Raw genomic sequence first — 19,439 nt, forward strand, 5'->3', positions numbered from 1 at the left:
CGAAACGCCCTACGGGGCGTTTTGTTTTGCACTCAAATTTTGTATTAAAATATCCCCATGACTAAAGACCATTTTCCACTCTTGCTCGACTATGAAGCACTGAAACAACAGTTTGCAGAAGCTGAAGAAACTACCTGCGCAATTCATGCTGCACAAACTGACATTTCACATGACAATACTTCGGTGACCGATCACTCTGCGTTGCATTTTGATGCCAATGGTAAAGATGTTCATGCTGAAAAAAAACCAGGACTGCGCGGCTCTCGTCTACGCTCCTACGCCTTTGCAGTACTCACACGTAAAGAATACTCAAAAGCGGATTTAATCGAAAAATTAGCACTGTATGCGGATAGCCGCGAAGAAGTCATAGACTTAGTGGAAGAACTTGCGCGTGAGAACTATCAAAGCGATCAGCGTGTAGCAGAGATGCTGCTGTCGAGTCAAAAACGTAAAGGTAAAGGTCCCAACCGTATAAAGCTCGCGTTAAAAAATAAAAAAGTAGACAGTGAATTAATTCAGGATGAATTAAAAGAAACAGATTGGGTCGCTGAAGCCTACCAGCTCAAGATCAAAAAATTTGGCAAAGCTGTTGAACGTGATCCAAAACAAAAAGCCAAACAAATACGTTTTTTACAATATCGGGGATTCGATCTCGATACGATTTTTAAAGTGATTGCACGTAAAGAATTTGATGCCGAATAACAAAGATATAGATCTAAATGAAGAATTAATAAAAATAAAATAAAGAAGAATCTAGGATTAAAAAAATGAGAGGAAGTTTAATTTATTATGATTGAAACTGGTGGCAACCCTACCAGCAAGACTTCGGCACATCATATTTCTACTACCGTTGCTACCTTCCGGTCCTGGCGGGGTTTGTAGAGTACAATTGCGAAGTAACCGGCAGGGCTACCATTGCAAGAACAGAGTATAGAGATTTTTGATAAACATGCAAGCCTAAAACCAAGAATTCCTGAGTAGAAAACACTGTTTGATTATTTATAAATCAATATGATGGTCGATGATGTAGAAAACGTGAAACATCATCACTATATTTTTACTTTAATACACAACAAGATTGTAAAAGCTTATTGCAATTCAGAACTTTGGCGTTTTTAATGTGCTTATCGTTTTATCTAAAGCAGTCTGTAATAAAACTATTCAATACGGACATGCTTGCAACTACATGGAATTTTTATGATGTTTAAACAGCATGTATTGTGTGCCCTTACATTGACTTGCTCAGGTACGCTATTTGCCAATATTCCAATTGAATCTCGCGGTTTGAGTGGCGCAGATAATGGCACTGTGTATACAGCAAATAATACAGCCATTCAAACAGGTGCTGGCTCTACCCCTACGCCAACCAATTTGAATTGGCAGCTCATGCAGAAGAACCAACAGCTCGAAAATGAATTGCGTAGCTTACGCGGTAAAATGGAAGAGCAAGACAATATTATCGAACAATTAAAAAGTGAACTTACAAACCGCTATGCAGATTTAGATCAACGTTTAGAGCTACTCCAACAAAAAGTAGATCCGAGTGAAGACACAGAGGCTGCGGAGGATAACCAACAAGGTACTGCACCCAGTAGCAGCTAATATAGCCCCTACACCAGCTAAACAACCTACGACCCAAGCAACATTAAGCTCATCTGCAAAACAACCTGTAAATGCAGGTGGTGACTCACTTGAGCTTGAGAAAGCAGCTTATACCGTTGCTTTAGATGCATATAAACAAGGTGGTGCGAAAAAAGCCATCGCACCGATGAAAAATTTTATTAAAAATAATCCTAACAGTGTTTATATTAGCAATGCATATTTTTGGCTAGCTGAATTCAACCTTGCTGTTGAACCGACTAACTACGCAGAAGCGAAAAAGAACTATGGTATTGTAGTAGATCAATACCCTGAGTCGACTCGTGCACCTAGAGCGTTATATCAACTGTATAGCATTGCAAAAGACGTAGATCGAAACAGCAGTTTAGCAACGCAGCTCAAAACCAAGCTTACCCAAAAGTACCCAAAATCTGAAGAAGCAGGCTTTGTTAAAAAATAGGACTTTTTTTAACGCAAAAAAAAAAGACACCTTATAAGGTGTCTTTTTTTATTCGCAGCATTTAGCGTACGATACCGCGCTTAGACTGCTCAAGTGAGTCGATCAACAATTGCGCTTCTGCCACTTCAGGCAAAATTTCAGTACGAATACGTTCAATCGCTTCATTCGTCGTTAATCCATCTTTATAGATCAATTTAAAGGATTCACGTAAACCTTGAATCACATTTTTAGACCAACCTTTACGACGCATTCCTTCAATGTTCATGGCAAAAGCATGGGCTGGATTACCAGATACCATGACATAAGCAGGTACATCTTTCAAAATAAGAGATGCACCACCAATCATACTGTAAGAATCGATTTTACAGAATTGATGAATACCAGAGTTACCACCTACGATGACATAATCACCAATGTGGACATGACCTGCAACGCCGACGTTATTAGCAAAGATATTATGATCACCTACCACACAGTCATGTGCAATATGTGTATTCACCATCAATAAATTATGACTACCAACTTTAGTTAGACCCTGATCTTGAACAGTACCACGGTGTAAACTACAGTGTTCACGAATCGAGTTATGATCCCCGATTTCTAACCAAGTTTCTTCACCAGCATATTTCAAGTCTTGGCAGACTTCACCAACACTGGCAAATTGAAAAATTTCGTTATGTTGACCAATACGGGTATAACCACCCACCACAACATGTGAATGCAGTTTAGTACCCGCTCCAATTGTGACTTGAGGACCAATAATACAATATGGTCCAATTTGCACATCCGGAGCAATTACTGCTGATGAGTCAATAATGGCGGTAGGATGAATTAATTCGTTATTGCTCATGCTGTCTCTGTTTTCTGATGCGAAACCATAATTTCCGCGGTTGCTGCGACTACGCCATCTACAGTGGCAACACAATTATATTTGTAAATGCCACGCTTTTGCATCACTAATTCTGATTTTAATACAAGTTGATCGCCTGCAACGACTTGTTTTTTAAATCGGACCTTTTCTGCACCAGCAAATAAGAACAACGAACCAGCTGAAGGTTTCTCATTATTCATAATGAAACCTAAGATACCCGATACTTGCGCCAATGCCTCAACAATCAGCACGCCCGGCATAATTGGGTATTCAGGGAAATGGCCTTGTAAAAATTCTTCGTTAATCGTTACATTTTTATAGCCTACAATCCCGTTGTCAGTCACTTCAACAACACGATCAACCAATAAAAACGGATAACGATGTGGCAAATATTCACGAATAGTCTGAATAGTCATTGGTAATTCAGGTTTTGTGAAAGCTGGGGTATTCGACTCTGTCATCATAATTATTTACGCAATTTAAATGTTGATTCAAGGGACTCAATTTGAGACTGCATATGATCAAGTCGTTTGACCAATTGGGTCAATGGCACATCTGCTAATTGTTTAAAGCGGATTGCTGCCTTTTTCCAAGAACCACTTTCAAGCATTGGCGTGCCTGAAGAATAACTTCCAGCAACGGAAATACTTTTTGTGACCATTGACATACCGGTAATTGTCACATTATCTGCAATATTAATGTGACCTACGATACCAACAGCCCCTGCTAGCACACAATTTTTGCCAATAGTTGTACTACCAGCAATGCCACATTTCGCAGCCATTGCTGTATTTGCACCAACTTTGACGTTATGTGCGATTTGCACAAGGTTATCAATAATGACACCATCTTCCAAAATTGTGTCATCTAAAGCACCACGGTCGATACTACAATTTGAGCCAATACGCACATCATTCCCGATGCGTACAGAACCTAATTGAGCAATACGATGCCATTTCCCTTGATAAGGCGCAAAACCAAACCCTTCACCACCGATCACCGTATTTGCATGGATACGTACACGATCACCTAACTTAGCTTCACCAGTAATCGTCACATGCGAATCGATAAAACAATCTTTACCAATTTCAACACCATGATCAATCTTCACTTGTGATTCAATTCGAGTTCCTTCACCCACCACGCTATTCGCACCAATCACCACATAATGCCCAATATAAGCAGTATCAGAAATGATTGCTGAAGGATGAATTTGGGCAGTACTTTCAATTCCTGTTTCTACAGATTTTTTTTCAAAAACATGCGTCAGAATAGCGAAAGCCAGATACGGATTGGGTACGACAATGAAGTTTTGCTGTGAAGGGATTTGTGACTGCATCTCTGCAGTCACAATCAGCGCACCAGCCTGAGACTGTTGAGCTTCATTCAGATATTTATCTGCGTTTAAAAATGCAAGCTGATGCGGTTGAGCACTCTCTAAACTTGCCATTCCACTGAATAGCAAATCTAGCTGGCCAATACATTGACCTTGAACAAGTTGAGCAAGCTTTTCTAAACTGAATTTTTGAGAATTCATTGATTATTTAATTGCATTAACCTTTTGAATCATTTTATCAGTTAAATCAAACTTAGGGTCATACGCAAGTGCTGAATTTTTATTCAAAACAACATCTAACTTATTTTCTGTGCGCAATTGTTCTGCAACTTGCTTGATTCGTGTATCCATCGTGCGATTTAAAGACTGAATATTCCCTTGAACCGAAGCTTGAACTTTTTGCTGTAAATCAGTCAGCTCTTTAAGTTTAGTTTGATACTGTTGACCCATTTGCTGCTTTTGCGCAGCAGTCAACTTATCACCACCCTGCTGAGCTTTTTGCTGCATTGCTTCCAGCTCTTTAGCCAGTGATTCAATTTTAGTGGTTTGTGGTTTCAACTGCTGTTGAATTTGAGCATTTTGTTGTTTTAGATAAGTACTTTGATCCACCACCTTTTCTAAATCAACCACACCGTAACCTGCTGCATTTACCACAGCAGAACACGACATACCCAATACCGCCAAACTAGCAAATAATTTATTCATCTTATCAACCTGTAATTTTGTTATTCCCAGAAGGGTCGTACTTAGAAGGTACGACCAATCTCGAATTGAATTTCTTTTGTTTCATCGCCAGCTTTGTCATTAAGCGGGAATGCATAACTCAGTGAAATTGGACCAATCATCGTGATCCAAGTAAAGCCTGCACCAACGCTATAACGCATATTGTTCATATCAAAGCCGTAGTTATCTTTACAGTATTGACGGTCTTCACTAGATTTAGGAACGTCACATTGGGTATCAAATACTTGTGCGCCTTCAGCAAATAATACTGGACGAACTTGACGCGCCCAATCGCCTTTAAATGGCACAGGTAAAGCTAATTCAGTACCAAATTGAATTAAAGCATTACCACCGACTTCTTCTGGGTCATAATCTTTTTCACCACGAGCATCATAATAGACACCGTCATATTTTGGACCTAAGGTGCTGTTGTCATAACCACGTACCGAACCAAAACCACCTGCATAGAAGTTTTTATAGAACGGTAAATCATTACCATAACCCAACTTACCATAGCCACGGAGCACAAAGTCTTTACCTAGTGGGAAATAAGCTTGTGCATCGTAAGTGACTTTTTGATACTCAACATCACTACCTGGTAAAGCAATTTCAGTATTTACGCGATGCGACATACCTGATGTTGGGAATACAGGACGGTTAAGCGTGTTATACGACCAACCTAGGTTTAAGTTATAGGTTAAAAACTTTCCTTCAAACGCACTTTCGTAATCATTATTAACTATGTTCGCTTCAGGACATGTCCATTCAAGATTGCTAGGATCAGGATTTACAATTGAACATGTATTAAATGAATTAGAATCAATGGTTTTACCACCATTTGCCTTCAAATAATCACGCACATATGTAGATACATACTCACCTGTTGTTACCTTGGTTTGATCTACATTTAAACCCATACTGATACTTTGGTTTTCATCGATCGGATAACCGAAGTTAATACCACCACCAAAACTATCAGTAACGTAGTTGTTAACGTTATAGTCATCATCTAACTTGGTTTTACGGTAGTACATGTTATAACCACGACGTACACCATCAATAGTAAAGTACGGGTCAGTTACACTGAGGTTATAGTAATCTTGAGTCTCTGAACGAGACAAATCGATAGAAACCGCATTACCTGTACCCAAGAAGTTGGTTTGACTCAAACCTGCTTGGAAAGTCACACCGCCACTTTGTGAGAAACCAACAGCTAAAGTACTTGTACCCGAATGCTGCTCTTCAACATTCACATTTAAATCAATTTGATCTGGCGTGCCCGGAATACGTGCAGGCTTAACATCAACGGTTTTAAAGAAACCAGTACGTTCTAAACGCACTTTAGACAAATCAATTTTTTCGTTACTTGCTAATGCACCTTCCATTTGACGCATTTCACGACGAAGAACTTCATCAGCTGTTTTCGAGTTACCTGTGAAATTAATACGGCGAACTGTGACTTGCTGCCCCGGATTCACATAGTAATTTAAATCAACCAATTTGGTGTCTTTATTGATTTCAGGAACAATGTTCACTTCTGCAAAGTAGTAACCTGCGTTACCGTATTTACGAAGTAAAAGCTGTTTCACACCATTCACTTTTTCTTGTGAATATAAATCGCCATCTTTATAAAGTTTTAAAGCGTTTAAATCAGTTTGCGTATAAAGCGTATCACCTAAGAAATGGGTTTCACCAAACTTAAATTGTTCGCCTTCATCCACCGAAACTTCGATAAAGACATGTTTTTTATCTTCACTCAAATTCAGACTTGAATTGGTAATGTTGAAGTTGATGTAACCTTTGTTGAGATACATCGCACGTAAAGCTTCTAAACTCGCAGCCATCTTTTCACGTGCGTAGCGGTCATTACGAGAAATGATCGAGTTCCAACCACTTTCTTTTAATGCAAAAATTTGTTTAATTTCGCTTTCTTTAAAGACCGTATTACCAATGATATTGATATCAAATACTTTGGCAGATTGACCTTCTTCAAACTCGATTAAGACATTGACACGGTTATTCGGTTGAGCGGTTGTAATAACTTTGACATCAGCATCATAGCGACCTTGCTGCATGTACTGTTGTTCTAATTCAGTTTCAACCGTTTGCAAAGATGATTTCTTTAAAACCTCACCTTCGGACAGACCCATTTTCTTTAAGCCTTCTTCCAAGGCTTCTTTAGGAATAAGTTTATTGCCTTTTAGCTCAACTTTAGAAATAACTGGACGTTCAACCACTGTATATACAAGGGTATTACCGACTTGTGAAGACTTCACATCATCAAACAAACCCGATGCAAACATGCTACGAATTGAGTTTGAAATGATTTGATCATTGACACGATCACCAGCGGAGAATGGGATCATTCCGGCTACATTGTCAGGAGTTAAACGCACTAAGCCATCAACACGAATATCTTGTACTACAAAATCATCTGCTGCATATACTTGTTGTGCTACGGCCATAGCACTAACCAGTGCCAATGGCATAAATAAATGTTTGTGCTGCATGCCAGTCTTTTCCGCTGTTAATTTATTTCGTATAACGTTCTTATAAACGCATAATGTCATTGAATAGAGCCAGTAGCATCATGCTACCCAGCAATACCATACCAATTTTTAATCCAACCAATTGTATTTGTTCAGAAACAGGTTTACCACGAATTAATTCAATAAAATAGTAAATTAAATGACCGCCATCGAGCATAGGAATCGGTAGTAAATTTAAAATACCTAAACTCACACTCATCAGTGCCATAAATGAAATGAAGGTTTGCCACCCCATTTCGGCACTTTGTCCAGCCACTTTCGCAATGGTAATCGGACCAGATAAATTATCCAAACCCACCAAACCACGCACCATTTTTACAATAGAATTCAGGATCATACTAGAGATTTGACCTGTTTTTTCTACCGCTTTTCCCATCGCCTCTACAGGCGTGTATTGAATGGTTTGTTTGTATTCGGCGGGAATATTGACTTTACCCGGATCGCTTTGTACACCTAACAGCCCTGTGACTTTACCCATTTGGTCACGCTTACCTTGCGGCATCACGCTTAAATGCACAATTTTATTTTGTCGTAAAACATCAATTTTAAGTAACTTTTCTGGAGAAGCTTGTACAACTTGTACAACATCAAACCAGTCTTTCATTTTTACGCCATCAATCGAAACAATTCGATCACCCACTTGCATCCCTTGGCGTATTGCTGCGCCATCTTCACTGAGTTTTGAAACTACTGCAGGAATTTCAGGACGATACGGTGTAAAACCTAGAACATCGAGTGGTGACTGAGTTTGATCACGTAAGAAACTCTGAATCGGTAAACTAAAGTTTTGAATTTGCCCTGCACGTTCAGCTTGAATTTGAATATTGCCAGTTTCACCCACACGATCAACCAAGGCATAATTCAAGCGCTCCCAAGTGGATACTTGAGTGCCATCTACGGCAGTAATTTTATCACCAGACTGCATTTGCGCAGCTGCTGCTGGTGTATTTGGTAAAATTTTACCTACGCGCGTATTCAGCTGTTCCTGTGCAGGTAAAAATAAAATCCAAAACAACACCACAGCAAAAGCCAAGTTGATGAGTGGCCCTGCAGCAACAATTGCAATACGTTTCCAAGGGTGTTGTCTGTTAAATGCTTTCGGTAAGTCTTCTGCTGCGACATCACCTTCACGTTCATCCAACATTTTGACATAACCACCCAGTGGCAATGCAGACAGTTGATATTGAATACCTGATTTCTTCGACGTCCACTTGAGCAGTGTTGGGCCAAAACCAATCGAATACACCAAAACCTTTACGCCCAGTTTACGTGCAACAAAATAATGCCCAAATTCATGAATCGCTATTAGCGGTCCAAGTAGCAATATTGCTGCAATAATCATAAACAAGGCATTCATGTCTTAACTTCCTGAATTCAATACTGCTTTTTCAGCAACCATACGTGCCGATTTATCTGCATGCAAAATAACATCAATATTATTTGCAGCTGAGTTTTCAACTTGCCCCAACACATGTTCCACAATTTGAGGGATTTGAGTAAAGCCAATTTTCTCATGCAAAAATGCTGCCACGGCGATTTCATTGGCTGCATTTAAAATCGTAGGAGCTAAGCCCCCAGCCTTCATGGCTTGACGTGCTAATTTTAGTGCTGGGAATCGCTGTATATCAGGCTGTTCAAAGTTTAACTGTGAATGAACAAATAAATCTAATGGAGGCACATGTGTTTGAATACGCTTTGGCCACGCTAATGCATGAGCAATAGGCGTACACATATCAGGATTACCCATTTGCGCCAAAGTCGAACCATCTACATATTGAACCATTGAATGAATGATACTCTGTGGATGGACAACAACTGTTACAAATTGTTCTTCAACTGCAAAAAGATGACAGGCTTCGATCAATTCCAAGCCTTTATTCATCAGCGTTGCAGAATCAACAGAAATTTTTTGCCCCATCGACCAATTTGGATGCTTACAGGCTTGTGCAGGCGTCACACTTTGCAATTGTTCTAAACTATGATGCAAAAATGGACCACCAGAAGCGGTAAGTAAAATTTGTTTGACACCTAGCTTTGGCTGACCATGACGCTCAGCTTGTAGATAAGTTTCAGGCAAGCATTGGAAAATTGCATTGTGTTCAGAATCGACCGGCAGCAACAAAGCATTATTTTCACGTGCGGTCTGAATCATGATGTCACCCGACATCACCAGCGCTTCTTTATTTGCAAGCAACACGCGTTTACCTGCTTTCGCAGCAGCCAATGTCGGTAGCAACCCTGCCGCACCCACAATAGCTGCCATGACCACATCAACCTGTGGATGTTCTGCTACTGCAATCAATCCTGCTTCATCATGCAGGATTTCAATATCAGTTAATTTTTCAGCTACGAGTAATTGGCGCAGTTCATCCACTTTATTAAATGGAACAACTGCGATTTTCGGTCGATATTGTTTGCATATTTCGACAAGTTCTACAATTCGGCTATGTGCAGTGACTGCAAAAACTGAATACTCTTCGGGGTGCTGTTGCAGAATCTTTAAAGTACTTTGACCAATGGATCCTGTTACACCCAATATACAAACAGATTGTGACATCTATAAATCTACGCCAATTAATTTTAAAACATACATACCTGCTGCAAAGATAGGTGCTGCAGCAAGCAACGAGTCGATACGATCCAGCACACCGCCATGTCCTGGAAGAATACGACCAGAATCTTTGATCCCTGCACGACGCTTGATCATCGATTCAAATAAATCACCAAGTACTGAACTAAATACCGTTATTACTGAAAGTATTAAAAATAAAATATGTTCAGCGATGCTTAAATCTAGATAAATAATTTCAACAACAATGACAATTAGCATTGCAGTAAATAGACCGCCGTATAAACCTTCGATGGATTTATTCGGGCTCACATCTGGTGCAAGTTTTTTCTTACCAAATTTACGTCCCACGAAGTATGCACCACTGTCTGCACCCCATACCAACAGGAACAGATACATGAGCCACCACGGTGAGTTCATCCACACAGAAAAAATAGCGGTTACAGCAGCAGGAACTAAGACTAAACCAATACCACTCAGACTCGGGTTATACCAGTTATCGTAATCAGGATAAGACTTCACCCAATAAACACTTAAGATCCAAGTAAAGATCGAAGCCGCCCAAAGCAGTAATGCAACATCTGTAAAATGCAATGCTAGTGCTGAAAGAATAGCAGTGACTAGACCATAGCCCCAAGCGAAAGGTTTAATCACATTTTGTGTATTACGCGGCATGAGTTTAAACCACTCATAACCCGCGACAGCTGATGCAATGATCATCAGCACAAGCATTGGGTATTTAGACTCGGTTGCAAACATGCAACTCAGTACAACTGAAACCAGTACCAATGCGGTTATTATCCGCTCTAACATTTATTTATTCTCAAACTGCTCTTGTTGAATCTGCTCTGAGGTCTTACCAAAACGTCGTTCACGACCACCAAATACCGCTAGTGCGTCGTCAAATTCTTCAATGGTAAATTCGGGCCATAATGTCTGGGTAAAATAAAGTTCTGCATAAGCAGCTTGCCACAGCAAGAAGTTCGAAAGACGGAAATCTCCACCTGTACGAATTAACAAATCTACCGGAGGTAGATCACTTAAACTGACATATTGACCAAAGACTTCAGCATCCACTGCTTCAAGATTTATTTTGTTAGTTAAAACATCTGCTGCGATTTTTTTTGCAGCCTGTGTCATATCCCACATACCACCGTAACTAATTGCAATAGTTAAAGTCATGCTGTCGAAATTAGCAGTCCTTTGTTCGGCTTGCAACATTAAGTCACGTAAGTTAGGAGATAAGCGAGAACGATCACCAATAAAACGTAGGGAAATGTTAAATTTTTCCATGCGTGGCAACTGTTCATGAATGGTTTCTTCAAGAAGAGCCATCAACAAATCAACCTCAAACTGAGGACGATTCCAATTTTCACTCGAAAAAGCAAAAACCGTCAGTGCTTGGATATTTCTTTTACGACAATGTTCAACGATGGGATCTAGGATGTCCTTTCCAGAACGATGCCCTTCACCTTTTTGCATTTGATTCTTTTTGGCAAAACGATTGTTGCCATCCATAATGATGGCAACATGTTTTGGAAGACGGGAAGTTTCTTCAGATGAGGTCATTAAAACTTAGACCTTCATCAATTCAGCTTCTTTTGCAGCCAGACGTTTTTCAACTTCAGCAACGAATTTGTCTGTGATTTTTTGAATGTCATCACCTGCACGACGCTCATCATCTTCAGAAATTTCTTTTTCTTTCAACAATGCTTTGATATCACCCAAAACATCACGACGGATGTTACGGATCGCAACTTTTGCATTTTCAGCTTCGTTACGTGCAACTTTCTGCATGTCTTTACGTGTTTCTTCTGTTAATGCAGCCATAGGAACACGGATGGCATCAGCAGTAATCGGGTTTAAGCCCAAGTCAGATTCACGAATTGCTTTATCAATTGCAGCAACCATTGAACGTTCAAAAGGCTGAACAAGTAGAGTACGAGAGTCTTCTACACCCACGTTCGCTACTTGGTTTAATGGCACATCAGAGCCATAGTAAGGAACCATAACACCATTTAAAATTGATGGGTGCGCGCGGCCTGTACGAACTTTGGCAAAACCATGCTCTAGAGAATCTAGAGATTTGTTCATACGGTCTTCTGCGTCTTTTTTAAGATCGTTAATCATGTGATCTTCCTTACTTAATTCGAAAAGATGTAAATTCTAAAATAGCTTGTAGTATAAAGAGCTTTAGGGCCCACGTACATTAGTTCGTAACGTGAGTACCCTCTTTTTCACCCATTACCACTGAAAGTAATGAACCTGATTTGTTCATATCAAATACTTGAAGTGGAACGTTGTGGTCACGGCACAAGCAAATCGCTGTCAAATCCATCACACCCAGTTTTTCATCTAAAACTTGGTCAAATGTTAATGCATCGTATTTCACTGCATCTTCATATTTACTTGGATCTTTGTTGTATACGCCATCAACCTTCGTCGCTTTAAGGATAAGATTGGCTTCAATCTCGATACCGCGTAAGCAAGCTGCTGTATCTGTTGTAAAGAATGGGTTACCCGTACCTGCAACAAATACACAAACTTCGCCACGAGTTAAATGACGAATAGCATCACGGCTAGAGTATGATTCAACTACAGCACCAATAGGTAAAGCTGACATTAGACGAGTTTTGATATTACGACGCACCAAAGCATCACGAAGTGCCAAACCGTTCATTACAGTGGCCAACATACCCATTTGATCACCTGTTACACGGCCAACCAAACCATCTTTTTGTAATTGGCTACCACGGTAAAGGTTACCACCGCCGACAACGATCCCCACTTGAACACCTAAACCAACAAGGTGCGCAATTGCGAGTGACATTTGATCGAGCACTTGTGCATCGATACCCATCTCTTTATTGCCCGCTAAAGCTTCACCTGAAAGCTTAAGCAGGATGCGACCAAAACGTGGTTTTTTAGAATCAAGCATCATCAACTCCGAATTATTTAATTTCAATTATTTTTAATGAATCGTTTAAGCAGACTTAACCGAGATCAGTTTTGCAAATAAGTCATATTCATCTGCATCTGTGATTTCTACTTCAAGTAAATCACCTGCTTTAATCACTGACTTATCGATATCTTCAACAAAAACATTACCGTCAATTTCAGGTGCATCTGCATAAGAACGCGCAACAGCAACTGGGAACTCTTCTTCAAGATCATCCACAAGTACTGTCATTTTCTGACCGATACGACTTTGCAATTTCGCAGCAGAGATTTCTTGCTGAACTTGCATGAAACGCTCATAACGCTCTTGTTTGATTTCTTCAGGCACATGATCTGGCAAATCATTTGCAGTCGCACCTTCAACTGGTGAGTAAGTAAAACAACCCACACGATCAAGCTGCGCTTCTTTTAACCAATCAAGCAACATTTGGAAGTCTTCTTCAGTTTCACCCGGGAAGCCCACAACAAATGTAGAACGAATCACAAGATCAGGACATTTCTCACGCCAAACTTTTAAACGCTCCAGTGTATTTTCACTGTGCGCAGGACGCTTCATGAGTTTTAGAATCTTAGGACTTGCGTGTTGGAATGGAATATCCAAATACGGCAAAATTTTGCCTTGTGCCATTAAGTCAATCACAGCGTCTACATGTGGATATGGATATACATAGTGCAGACGCACCCAGATACCCAATTGACCCAATGCTTCACACATGTCATAGAATTTGGTTTTAACGGGCTGACCGTTCCAGAAGTCCAATTTGTATTTGGTGTCTACGCCATAAGCCGATGTATCTTGAGAAATCACAAGGACTTCTTTTACACCTGCTTTTTTCAGCGCTTGAGCTTCAGTCAATACTGAACCTACTGGACGAGAAACCAAATCACCACGCATGCTCGGAATAATGCAGAATGTGCAACGATGGTTACAACCTTCTGAAATCTTCAAATAAGCATAATGTTTTGGTGTTAATCGAATACCTTGTTCAGGTACTAGATCAATAAACGGATTGTGTTTCGGTGGCTCAGGCACGTATTCGTGCACAGCTTCCATCACTTCTTGATATGCCGCAGCACCTGTCACTTTTAAGACATTTGGGTGCATTTGGCGAATTTTGTCTTCGTCTTTACCTAAACAACCAGTCACAATTACGCGACCGTTTGAACTCATCGCTTCGCCAATGGCATCTAGCGACTCTTGTACTGCAGATTCAATAAAACCACAGGTATTTACAACTACTAAATCGGCACCATCATAATCTGATGCTACATCATAACCTTCAGTCTTTAACTGAGTTAAAATTCGTTCGGAATCTACCAATGCCTTAGGACAACCTAAAGAAACAAAACCGACTTTGGGGGATTTCATGAATCTGCGCTCCACTATAATCCGCGTATTGTATGTCTTTTCAAAACATAAAAACAGGTGAAAAGGTCACTCTTTATATCACGCACCAAAATAAAGCTATAAATTCATCCATATAATTTCATTTGCACCATTTTAATGCATTTTAGATTTACAGCCTGTTTTTAATCAGCTATACACTTTATTTAAAGTCTTAAATAAGCGCATTTATTCAAATAAGCATCAAAACTTAGCGTATTTCTGAAATAGTTGGCTTATATCTTGCATAACTTGCATCAATTCGAACCTTATTAGATTGAACGATTTGCTTTATGAAGATGCCATTGCGCCATTTTAAGACAGGAACCTCTCGCTAATGGATCAGACTATGACGATTGATTACAGGCTTTTAGTGGATAATTTAACCACTGCCATTTTATTGGTCGATAGCAACCTGAATATTTTTTATTTAAATTCATCTTGTGAAGCGCTTTTTGACATCAGCTTACTTCGTGCATCAGGTCAGCCTGTATTAAATTTACTCCATATGCCCGATGATGAGTTCAATACGCATGATGCATTAATGAATACACTAACTTCCGGTCAGCACTATACGCGCCGAGAAGCAACGATTAATGTCAACTTTAAAGACATTCATGTTGATTACACCGTGTCACAGCTCAACTCTGGCAAACCCTACCACCCGTTGCTATTGATTGAACTCAATCAAATCGACCGGATGTTGAAAATCTCTAAAGAAGAAAACCTGATTCAACAACATCAAGTTGCACGACAACTGATTCGTGGTGTTGCTCATGAAATTAAAAATCCACTTGGTGGTATCCGTGGGGCGACACAACTTTTAGCGCGTAGTTTAAATGATCCGAAGTACAGCGAATTCACCGACATTATTATTAGTGAAGTGGACCGATTACGTAATCTTGCTGACACTATGCTTGGTTCAAGACAATTACCAAGTTACGAACCAGTCAATGTCCATGAACCCCTTGAACGTGTTCGTTCACTGATCGTCAACCAAACTAAAAAGAAAATTAAGATCACTCGTGATTACGACCTTTCTTTACCGGATGTTCTGGCAGATCGTGATCAATTGATTCAGGTCATGCTGAATATCAGTGTTAATGCTGTTCAGGCGATGACTGAAAATAAAGAGTTCTTTGTTGAGCATCAACCAGAACTCACCTTGCGCACACGAATTCAACGCTTAGTCACCATCAACGGTGTATTAAAACGTTCTGCGGTACGCATTGACATCGAGGACAATGGACCGGGTGTCCCACAAGAAATATTAGAATCCGTATTTTACCCTTTAGTGACAGGACGAGCGAAAGGCACAGGTCTCGGCCTTAGCATTGCACAAAATATTATGCATCAACATAACGGAATGATTGAATGCCAATCAGTTCCTGGAAAAACAGTATTTAGCCTATATTTACCTTGGGAGTCAGATCATGTCGCGTAATAAGATTTGGGTCATCGATGATGATCGCGCCATGCGTTGGGTGCTGGAAAAAACATTCAAAGAAGAAGGTTTTGATGTTACCAGTTTTGAAGAAGCACAATCCGCTTTAGATCAGTTAAGTGTCGATGCGCCAGATGTTATTTTGACGGACATTCGTATGCCAGGTATTGATGGACTGACCTTTTTAGGTAAAGTCAAAGGCAACTACCCAGACTTACCTGTGATCATCATGACCGCTCATTCAGATTTAGAATCTGCTGTGTCGAGCTATCAAACGGGTGCATTTGAATATCTACCAAAACCTTTTGATATTGATGAAGCCTTAGCGCTTGTAAACCGTGCAATTTTGCATATTGCCAAATTACAACAACAAGAATCTGCTAAAACTGTTCAACCGATTCAATCTACTGAGATTATTGGTGAATCACCTGCTATGCAGGAAGTCTTCCGTGCCATTGGTCGTCTTTCTCAATCACACATTACCGTATTAATTAATGGTGAATCAGGCACGGGTAAAGAATTAGTTGCGCATGCATTGCATAAGCATTCACCACGTGGCAACAAGCCTTTTATTGCCCTCAACATGGCGGCAATTCCAAAAGATTTGATCGAAACTGAATTATTTGGTCATGAAAAAGGCGCGTTCACCGGTGCCAACACACAGCGTCAAGGGCGTTTCGAACAAGCCAATGGCGGGACTCTTTTCCTTGATGAAATTGGCGACATGCCATTTGAAACCCAAACACGTTTACTGCGTGTTTTAGCGGATGGCGAATTCTACCGCGTTGGTGGTCACATCCCAGTCAAGGTGGATGTCCGTATCGTTGCGGCAACACACCAAGACTTAGAAAAGTTAGTACATGAAGGTCGCTTCCGTGAAGACTTGTACCACCGTCTAAACGTGATTCGTATTCATATTCCAAAACTTGCACATCGTAGTGAAGATATTCCGATGCTTGCACAGCACTTCCTTGCAAGTGCAGGTAAAGAACTTGGGGTAAGCCCGAAAATTCTGCGTCCTGAAACGCAAGAATACATGCAAAAACTGCCGTGGCAAGGTAATGTGCGTCAGCTCGAAAATACCTGTCGCTGGTTAACGGTCATGATCACAGGCCGTGAAGTTTATCCAGAAGATTTACCTTCTGAATTAAAACAGATTCCAATTCAAGGCACAGATGGCAATCCTGCTACTCAAGGGATTGATCGTATTGGTGTGCATCACTGGGATGAGTTACTTGGTCAATGGGCCGTACAAAAACTTAAAAATGGTGAGATGAAAATTCTCGACATTGCCACACCAATGTTTGAACGCACCCTCATCAATGCTGCACTACAGCAAACACGTGGGCGTAAGCGCCATGCAGCAGAACTTTTAGGTTGGGGTCGCAACACTTTAACCCGTAAACTCAAAGAACTTGGTATGGACAGTGCCGAAGATGATGTCGAAGAAGAATTAGAAAGTTAATTTTCTGATTTTCATTAAAAAAGCCAGTCACTTGACTGGCTTTTTTATTTTGAGATTTTTTAACAACATTTTATGCCGTAAAGCCGACATAACGTGAATAACCTTCCACCCCTAAATCAGACTTATAAATCAGAAACTCAGGGAAGCTCGAGGCGGTAATTTCAGTAAACATATGATATTGATCATCATTGGCATGCAAGTCATCGACTGTATGCTGCATAGTTTGCTCAAATTCATCGGTAATAAACTCAAAACCAATATCCATTGCAATAAACAGCACATGCTCACATGGCTGTACATACTGCTCTTCTGACCAATCAATCACTTGCTGCTGGCAATGTGGACACTGAATGTTATCTGAAGGAGAAATATCAAGTTCGATCAATTGATAAGACATAGAAGTAAATTTATTCATAAATATTAGATTTATTCTAACAAAACTTAGTTCCAGCTAAAGATATTTATTCAATAAAAAAGGAGCCGTAGCTCCTTTAAATATGACTGATTTCGATTATTTCTTGAGGGATGACTTATAGGCTGACAATGCAGCCACCGCGATAGCCGACAAAGCAATACCCGGCGCACTTGCAATTAAAATACCTGTCGTTCCTAGACCTAGCGCCAAAATCTTACCTGTAAGTAATGGACCTGTCATTGCACCCAAACGCCCCCATGAAATTGCACTTCCCACACCTGTTACTTTCCCCGCTGGTGTATAGAAAATTGGGGATATCCCATACAAAATCGATTGACCACCTGTAGAGAAAATTCCGCCCATGATGCCTGCTGCGATGAGTACAGGAATGGAATTTGTTGTAAACAACACAAACAATGCTACAAACAAACCTGAATAGATAATCACTGCCATTTGCCATAATTTTAGACGATCCAGCAAGTAGCCTAAACCCAGCGTACCAATCACTGCGCCCACTTGGAACATCAACATGATCATGAAAGCTTGTTGCTTTTCCAACCCTTGCTCCATAAGCAAGTTAGGCAACCAACTGATCAGAATATAGTTCACCATCAAGGTAAAGAAGAAGCTTAACCAAAGCGGCAATGTATATTTATAACGCTGTTCAGCAAAAAGGATTTGCCCCATCGCTGGAACAGCTTCTTTGGTTTCTGCCTGAACTTTTTCAGTACGCTTATCTTTTAAGATAATCGCCATGAATGGAATCAAGATTAAAGGCGTTAAACCACCAATTAAAAATAGTGTATGCCAAGAGATATCTTTAAAGATAATACCCAAGCCAGCAACAAAGATTGCACCTACAGGTAAGCCACAGTACATCAAACTATTTAAGCGCCCACGGTTAGCATCCGTCGCTTCATCACCCACCACCGAGATCATCGTTGGCATCGCAGCACCCAAACCTAAACCTGTAAAGAATCGTGCGATATATAAAATTTCAATGCTTGGTGCAACTGCCGTTATTGACATAAATACACCGAAGATAAAAATCGACAACATCAGGACTTTCTTTTGTCCCAAATAGTCAGCGACACGCCCCCCCAAAGAACGCGCCAAATAACATACCAAATACACCTAAGCTAAACACATAACCCATTTGCACCTGATCTAAGGAAAATGTCGCTGCGATTCCTTTTGCTGCGATACCAGGCGCTTGCAGGTCAAAACCTTCAAAAAATGCCACCCAGAAACACAAAAATACCGTTAGAAATTTTTGCATTTTTCCCGATTGTTGATTTGCCATAATCGAACTCCATTCATGTAGCGTAAACCCACTTGTACGCCATGCCCTGAAGTTTCGGCTTTATTGGGTAGAATAAATACCACTACAAAGGTCGGAATTCACACGACCAAAAGCCCACTATTAAGACTTAAAACTTTGTATATCAATAGTTTTTAGATCTTATTTTTTGTATTTATATTTTACTATCAATCACTTAAGTTTATGAAAGATTTTAATAATCAAACCATAGCTAAAACTAGGGTCTGTTGACATTTGTTGATTAAAAAAATAGCGAGATAGTAAAATTAAATCGCCAAACCCAATTTTACACTCGCTATGCCTCGAACAATGCTAAATGATCAACACTGGTCCAAGTTACTTGCT

16 protein-coding genes, 1 other RNA gene and 2 pseudogenes are annotated in these 19,439 nt (G+C 40.1%); 4 read left to right on the forward strand and 15 right to left on the reverse strand.

Annotation, left to right across the window (positions count from 1 at the left end):
* Nucleotides 1–57 precede the first annotated feature (57 nt).
* On the forward strand, nucleotides 58–702 hold the full coding sequence (locus tag FTT98_RS12745; protein WP_180109130.1) for a regulatory protein RecX: 645 nt from the start codon (nucleotides 58–60) through the stop codon (nucleotides 700–702).
* A 107-nt stretch (nucleotides 703–809) separates the two neighbouring features.
* On the opposite strand, the gene ffs is transcribed toward FTT98_RS12745, so the two are convergent.
* Nucleotides 810–906: signal recognition particle sRNA small type (gene ffs, locus FTT98_RS12750), an RNA gene on the reverse strand.
* Nucleotides 907–1,197: 291 nt separating this feature from the next.
* On the opposite strand from ffs, the pseudogene FTT98_RS12755 reads away from it, so the two are divergent.
* Nucleotides 1,198–2,059, forward strand: a pseudogene (locus FTT98_RS12755) (YbgF trimerization domain-containing protein).
* Between the two features lie 61 nt (nucleotides 2,060–2,120).
* Here the strand turns inward: FTT98_RS12755 and lpxA are convergent.
* The 12 genes from lpxA to rimO all read right to left on the reverse strand — a co-directional run bounded on the left by lpxA (nucleotide 2,121) and on the right by rimO (nucleotide 14,434).
* Nucleotides 2,121–2,909: an acyl-ACP--UDP-N-acetylglucosamine O-acyltransferase gene (gene lpxA / locus FTT98_RS12760; protein WP_168377606.1), complete on the reverse strand. Its 789-nt coding sequence runs from the start codon at nucleotides 2,907–2,909 to the stop codon at nucleotides 2,121–2,123.
* Complete coding sequence (gene fabZ, locus FTT98_RS12765; protein ID WP_171263789.1) at nucleotides 2,906–3,391, reverse strand: 3-hydroxyacyl-ACP dehydratase FabZ; 486 nt, start codon at nucleotides 3,389–3,391, stop codon at nucleotides 2,906–2,908. Before fabZ ends, lpxA begins: the two co-directional genes overlap by 4 nt.
* 5 nt (nucleotides 3,392–3,396) lie before the next feature.
* Nucleotides 3,397–4,467: a UDP-3-O-(3-hydroxymyristoyl)glucosamine N-acyltransferase gene (lpxD, locus tag FTT98_RS12770; RefSeq protein ID WP_180007772.1), complete on the reverse strand. Its 1,071-nt coding sequence runs from the start codon at nucleotides 4,465–4,467 to the stop codon at nucleotides 3,397–3,399.
* A gap of 3 nt (nucleotides 4,468–4,470) precedes the next feature.
* Nucleotides 4,471–4,971 carry an OmpH family outer membrane protein gene (locus FTT98_RS12775; protein ID WP_180007771.1) on the reverse strand — a complete coding sequence of 167 codons (501 nt, stop codon included), beginning with the start codon at nucleotides 4,969–4,971 and terminating at the stop codon, nucleotides 4,471–4,473.
* Nucleotides 4,972–5,012: 41 nt separating this feature from the next.
* Nucleotides 5,013–7,559 (reverse strand): outer membrane protein assembly factor BamA, encoded by a 2,547-nt coding sequence (gene bamA, locus FTT98_RS12780; protein ID WP_373685138.1) that lies wholly within the window; start codon nucleotides 7,557–7,559, stop codon nucleotides 5,013–5,015.
* Entirely contained in the window at nucleotides 7,540–8,895 is a 1,356-nt protein-coding gene (gene rseP, locus FTT98_RS12785) for an RIP metalloprotease RseP (protein ID WP_078193531.1), read from the reverse strand. The genes bamA and rseP overlap by 20 nt, the downstream gene beginning before the upstream one ends.
* 3 nt (nucleotides 8,896–8,898) lie before the next feature.
* Complete coding sequence (ispC, locus tag FTT98_RS12790; RefSeq protein WP_180177436.1) at nucleotides 8,899–10,095, reverse strand: 1-deoxy-D-xylulose-5-phosphate reductoisomerase; 1,197 nt, start codon at nucleotides 10,093–10,095, stop codon at nucleotides 8,899–8,901.
* On the reverse strand, nucleotides 10,096–10,920 hold the full coding sequence (locus tag FTT98_RS12795; protein ID WP_078193533.1) for a CDP-archaeol synthase: 825 nt from the start codon (nucleotides 10,918–10,920) through the stop codon (nucleotides 10,096–10,098).
* On the reverse strand, nucleotides 10,921–11,676 hold the full coding sequence (gene uppS, locus FTT98_RS12800) for a polyprenyl diphosphate synthase (RefSeq protein ID WP_180041113.1): 756 nt from the start codon (nucleotides 11,674–11,676) through the stop codon (nucleotides 10,921–10,923).
* 6 nt (nucleotides 11,677–11,682) lie between these two features.
* The gene (gene frr, locus FTT98_RS12805) at nucleotides 11,683–12,237 is read right to left on the reverse strand and encodes a ribosome recycling factor (RefSeq protein ID WP_078188724.1); all 555 of its coding nucleotides are present in this window, start codon (nucleotides 12,235–12,237) and stop codon (nucleotides 11,683–11,685) included.
* A gap of 79 nt (nucleotides 12,238–12,316) precedes the next feature.
* Complete coding sequence (gene pyrH / locus FTT98_RS12810) at nucleotides 12,317–13,045, reverse strand: UMP kinase (protein WP_078193535.1); 729 nt, start codon at nucleotides 13,043–13,045, stop codon at nucleotides 12,317–12,319.
* A gap of 45 nt (nucleotides 13,046–13,090) precedes the next feature.
* Complete coding sequence (gene rimO, locus FTT98_RS12815) at nucleotides 13,091–14,434, reverse strand: 30S ribosomal protein S12 methylthiotransferase RimO (protein ID WP_111883759.1); 1,344 nt, start codon at nucleotides 14,432–14,434, stop codon at nucleotides 13,091–13,093.
* Nucleotides 14,435–14,786: 352 nt separating this feature from the next.
* On the opposite strand from rimO, the gene glnL reads away from it, so the two are divergent.
* Nucleotides 14,787–15,893 carry a nitrogen regulation protein NR(II) gene (gene glnL / locus FTT98_RS12820; protein ID WP_078188727.1) on the forward strand — a complete coding sequence of 369 codons (1,107 nt, stop codon included), beginning with the start codon at nucleotides 14,787–14,789 and terminating at the stop codon, nucleotides 15,891–15,893.
* Nucleotides 15,883–17,358, forward strand: coding sequence for a nitrogen regulation protein NR(I) (glnG, locus tag FTT98_RS12825; RefSeq protein WP_078188728.1), 1,476 nt, complete (start codon nucleotides 15,883–15,885; stop codon nucleotides 17,356–17,358). Before glnL ends, glnG begins: the two co-directional genes overlap by 11 nt.
* Before the next feature lie 70 nt (nucleotides 17,359–17,428).
* On the opposite strand, the gene FTT98_RS12830 is transcribed toward glnG, so the two are convergent.
* Both FTT98_RS12830 and mhpT read right to left on the reverse strand, forming a co-directional pair.
* Complete coding sequence (locus tag FTT98_RS12830) at nucleotides 17,429–17,755, reverse strand: hypothetical protein (protein ID WP_078193710.1); 327 nt, start codon at nucleotides 17,753–17,755, stop codon at nucleotides 17,429–17,431.
* A gap of 114 nt (nucleotides 17,756–17,869) precedes the next feature.
* Nucleotides 17,870–19,076: pseudogene (gene mhpT, locus FTT98_RS12835) on the reverse strand (3-(3-hydroxy-phenyl)propionate transporter MhpT).
* Between the last annotated feature and the right edge of the window lie 363 nt (nucleotides 19,077–19,439).

The sequence above is a fragment of the Acinetobacter sp. YH12039 genome, assembly GCF_013420015.1.
Classification (GTDB): domain Bacteria; phylum Pseudomonadota; class Gammaproteobacteria; order Pseudomonadales; family Moraxellaceae; genus Acinetobacter; species Acinetobacter amyesii.

What these genes read in the sequence shown, in the direction of transcription:
- FTT98_RS12745 (WP_180109130.1), top strand. Translation starts at nt 58, where the DNA reads ATGACTAAAGACCATTTTCCACTCTTGCTCGACTATGAAGCACTGAAA.
- lpxA (WP_168377606.1), bottom strand. Translation starts at nt 2,909, where the DNA reads ATGAGCAATAACGAATTAATTCATCCTACCGCCATTATTGACTCATCA.
- fabZ (WP_171263789.1), bottom strand. Translation starts at nt 3,391, where the DNA reads ATGACAGAGTCGAATACCCCAGCTTTCACAAAACCTGAATTACCAATG.
- lpxD (WP_180007772.1), bottom strand. Translation starts at nt 4,467, where the DNA reads ATGAATTCTCAAAAATTCAGTTTAGAAAAGCTTGCTCAACTTGTTCAA.
- FTT98_RS12775 (WP_180007771.1), bottom strand. Translation starts at nt 4,971, where the DNA reads ATGAATAAATTATTTGCTAGTTTGGCGGTATTGGGTATGTCGTGTTCT.
- bamA (WP_373685138.1), bottom strand. Translation starts at nt 7,559, where the DNA reads ATGACATTATGCGTTTATAAGAACGTTATACGAAATAAATTAACAGCG.
- rseP (WP_078193531.1), bottom strand. Translation starts at nt 8,895, where the DNA reads ATGAATGCCTTGTTTATGATTATTGCAGCAATATTGCTACTTGGACCG.
- ispC (WP_180177436.1), bottom strand. Translation starts at nt 10,095, where the DNA reads ATGTCACAATCTGTTTGTATATTGGGTGTAACAGGATCCATTGGTCAA.
- FTT98_RS12795 (WP_078193533.1), bottom strand. Translation starts at nt 10,920, where the DNA reads ATGTTAGAGCGGATAATAACCGCATTGGTACTGGTTTCAGTTGTACTG.
- uppS (WP_180041113.1), bottom strand. Translation starts at nt 11,676, where the DNA reads ATGACCTCATCTGAAGAAACTTCCCGTCTTCCAAAACATGTTGCCATC.
- frr (WP_078188724.1), bottom strand. Translation starts at nt 12,237, where the DNA reads ATGATTAACGATCTTAAAAAAGACGCAGAAGACCGTATGAACAAATCT.
- pyrH (WP_078193535.1), bottom strand. Translation starts at nt 13,045, where the DNA reads ATGCTTGATTCTAAAAAACCACGTTTTGGTCGCATCCTGCTTAAGCTT.
- rimO (WP_111883759.1), bottom strand. Translation starts at nt 14,434, where the DNA reads ATGAAATCCCCCAAAGTCGGTTTTGTTTCTTTAGGTTGTCCTAAGGCA.
- glnL (WP_078188727.1), top strand. Translation starts at nt 14,787, where the DNA reads ATGGATCAGACTATGACGATTGATTACAGGCTTTTAGTGGATAATTTA.
- glnG (WP_078188728.1), top strand. Translation starts at nt 15,883, where the DNA reads ATGTCGCGTAATAAGATTTGGGTCATCGATGATGATCGCGCCATGCGT.
- FTT98_RS12830 (WP_078193710.1), bottom strand. Translation starts at nt 17,755, where the DNA reads ATGTCTTATCAATTGATCGAACTTGATATTTCTCCTTCAGATAACATT.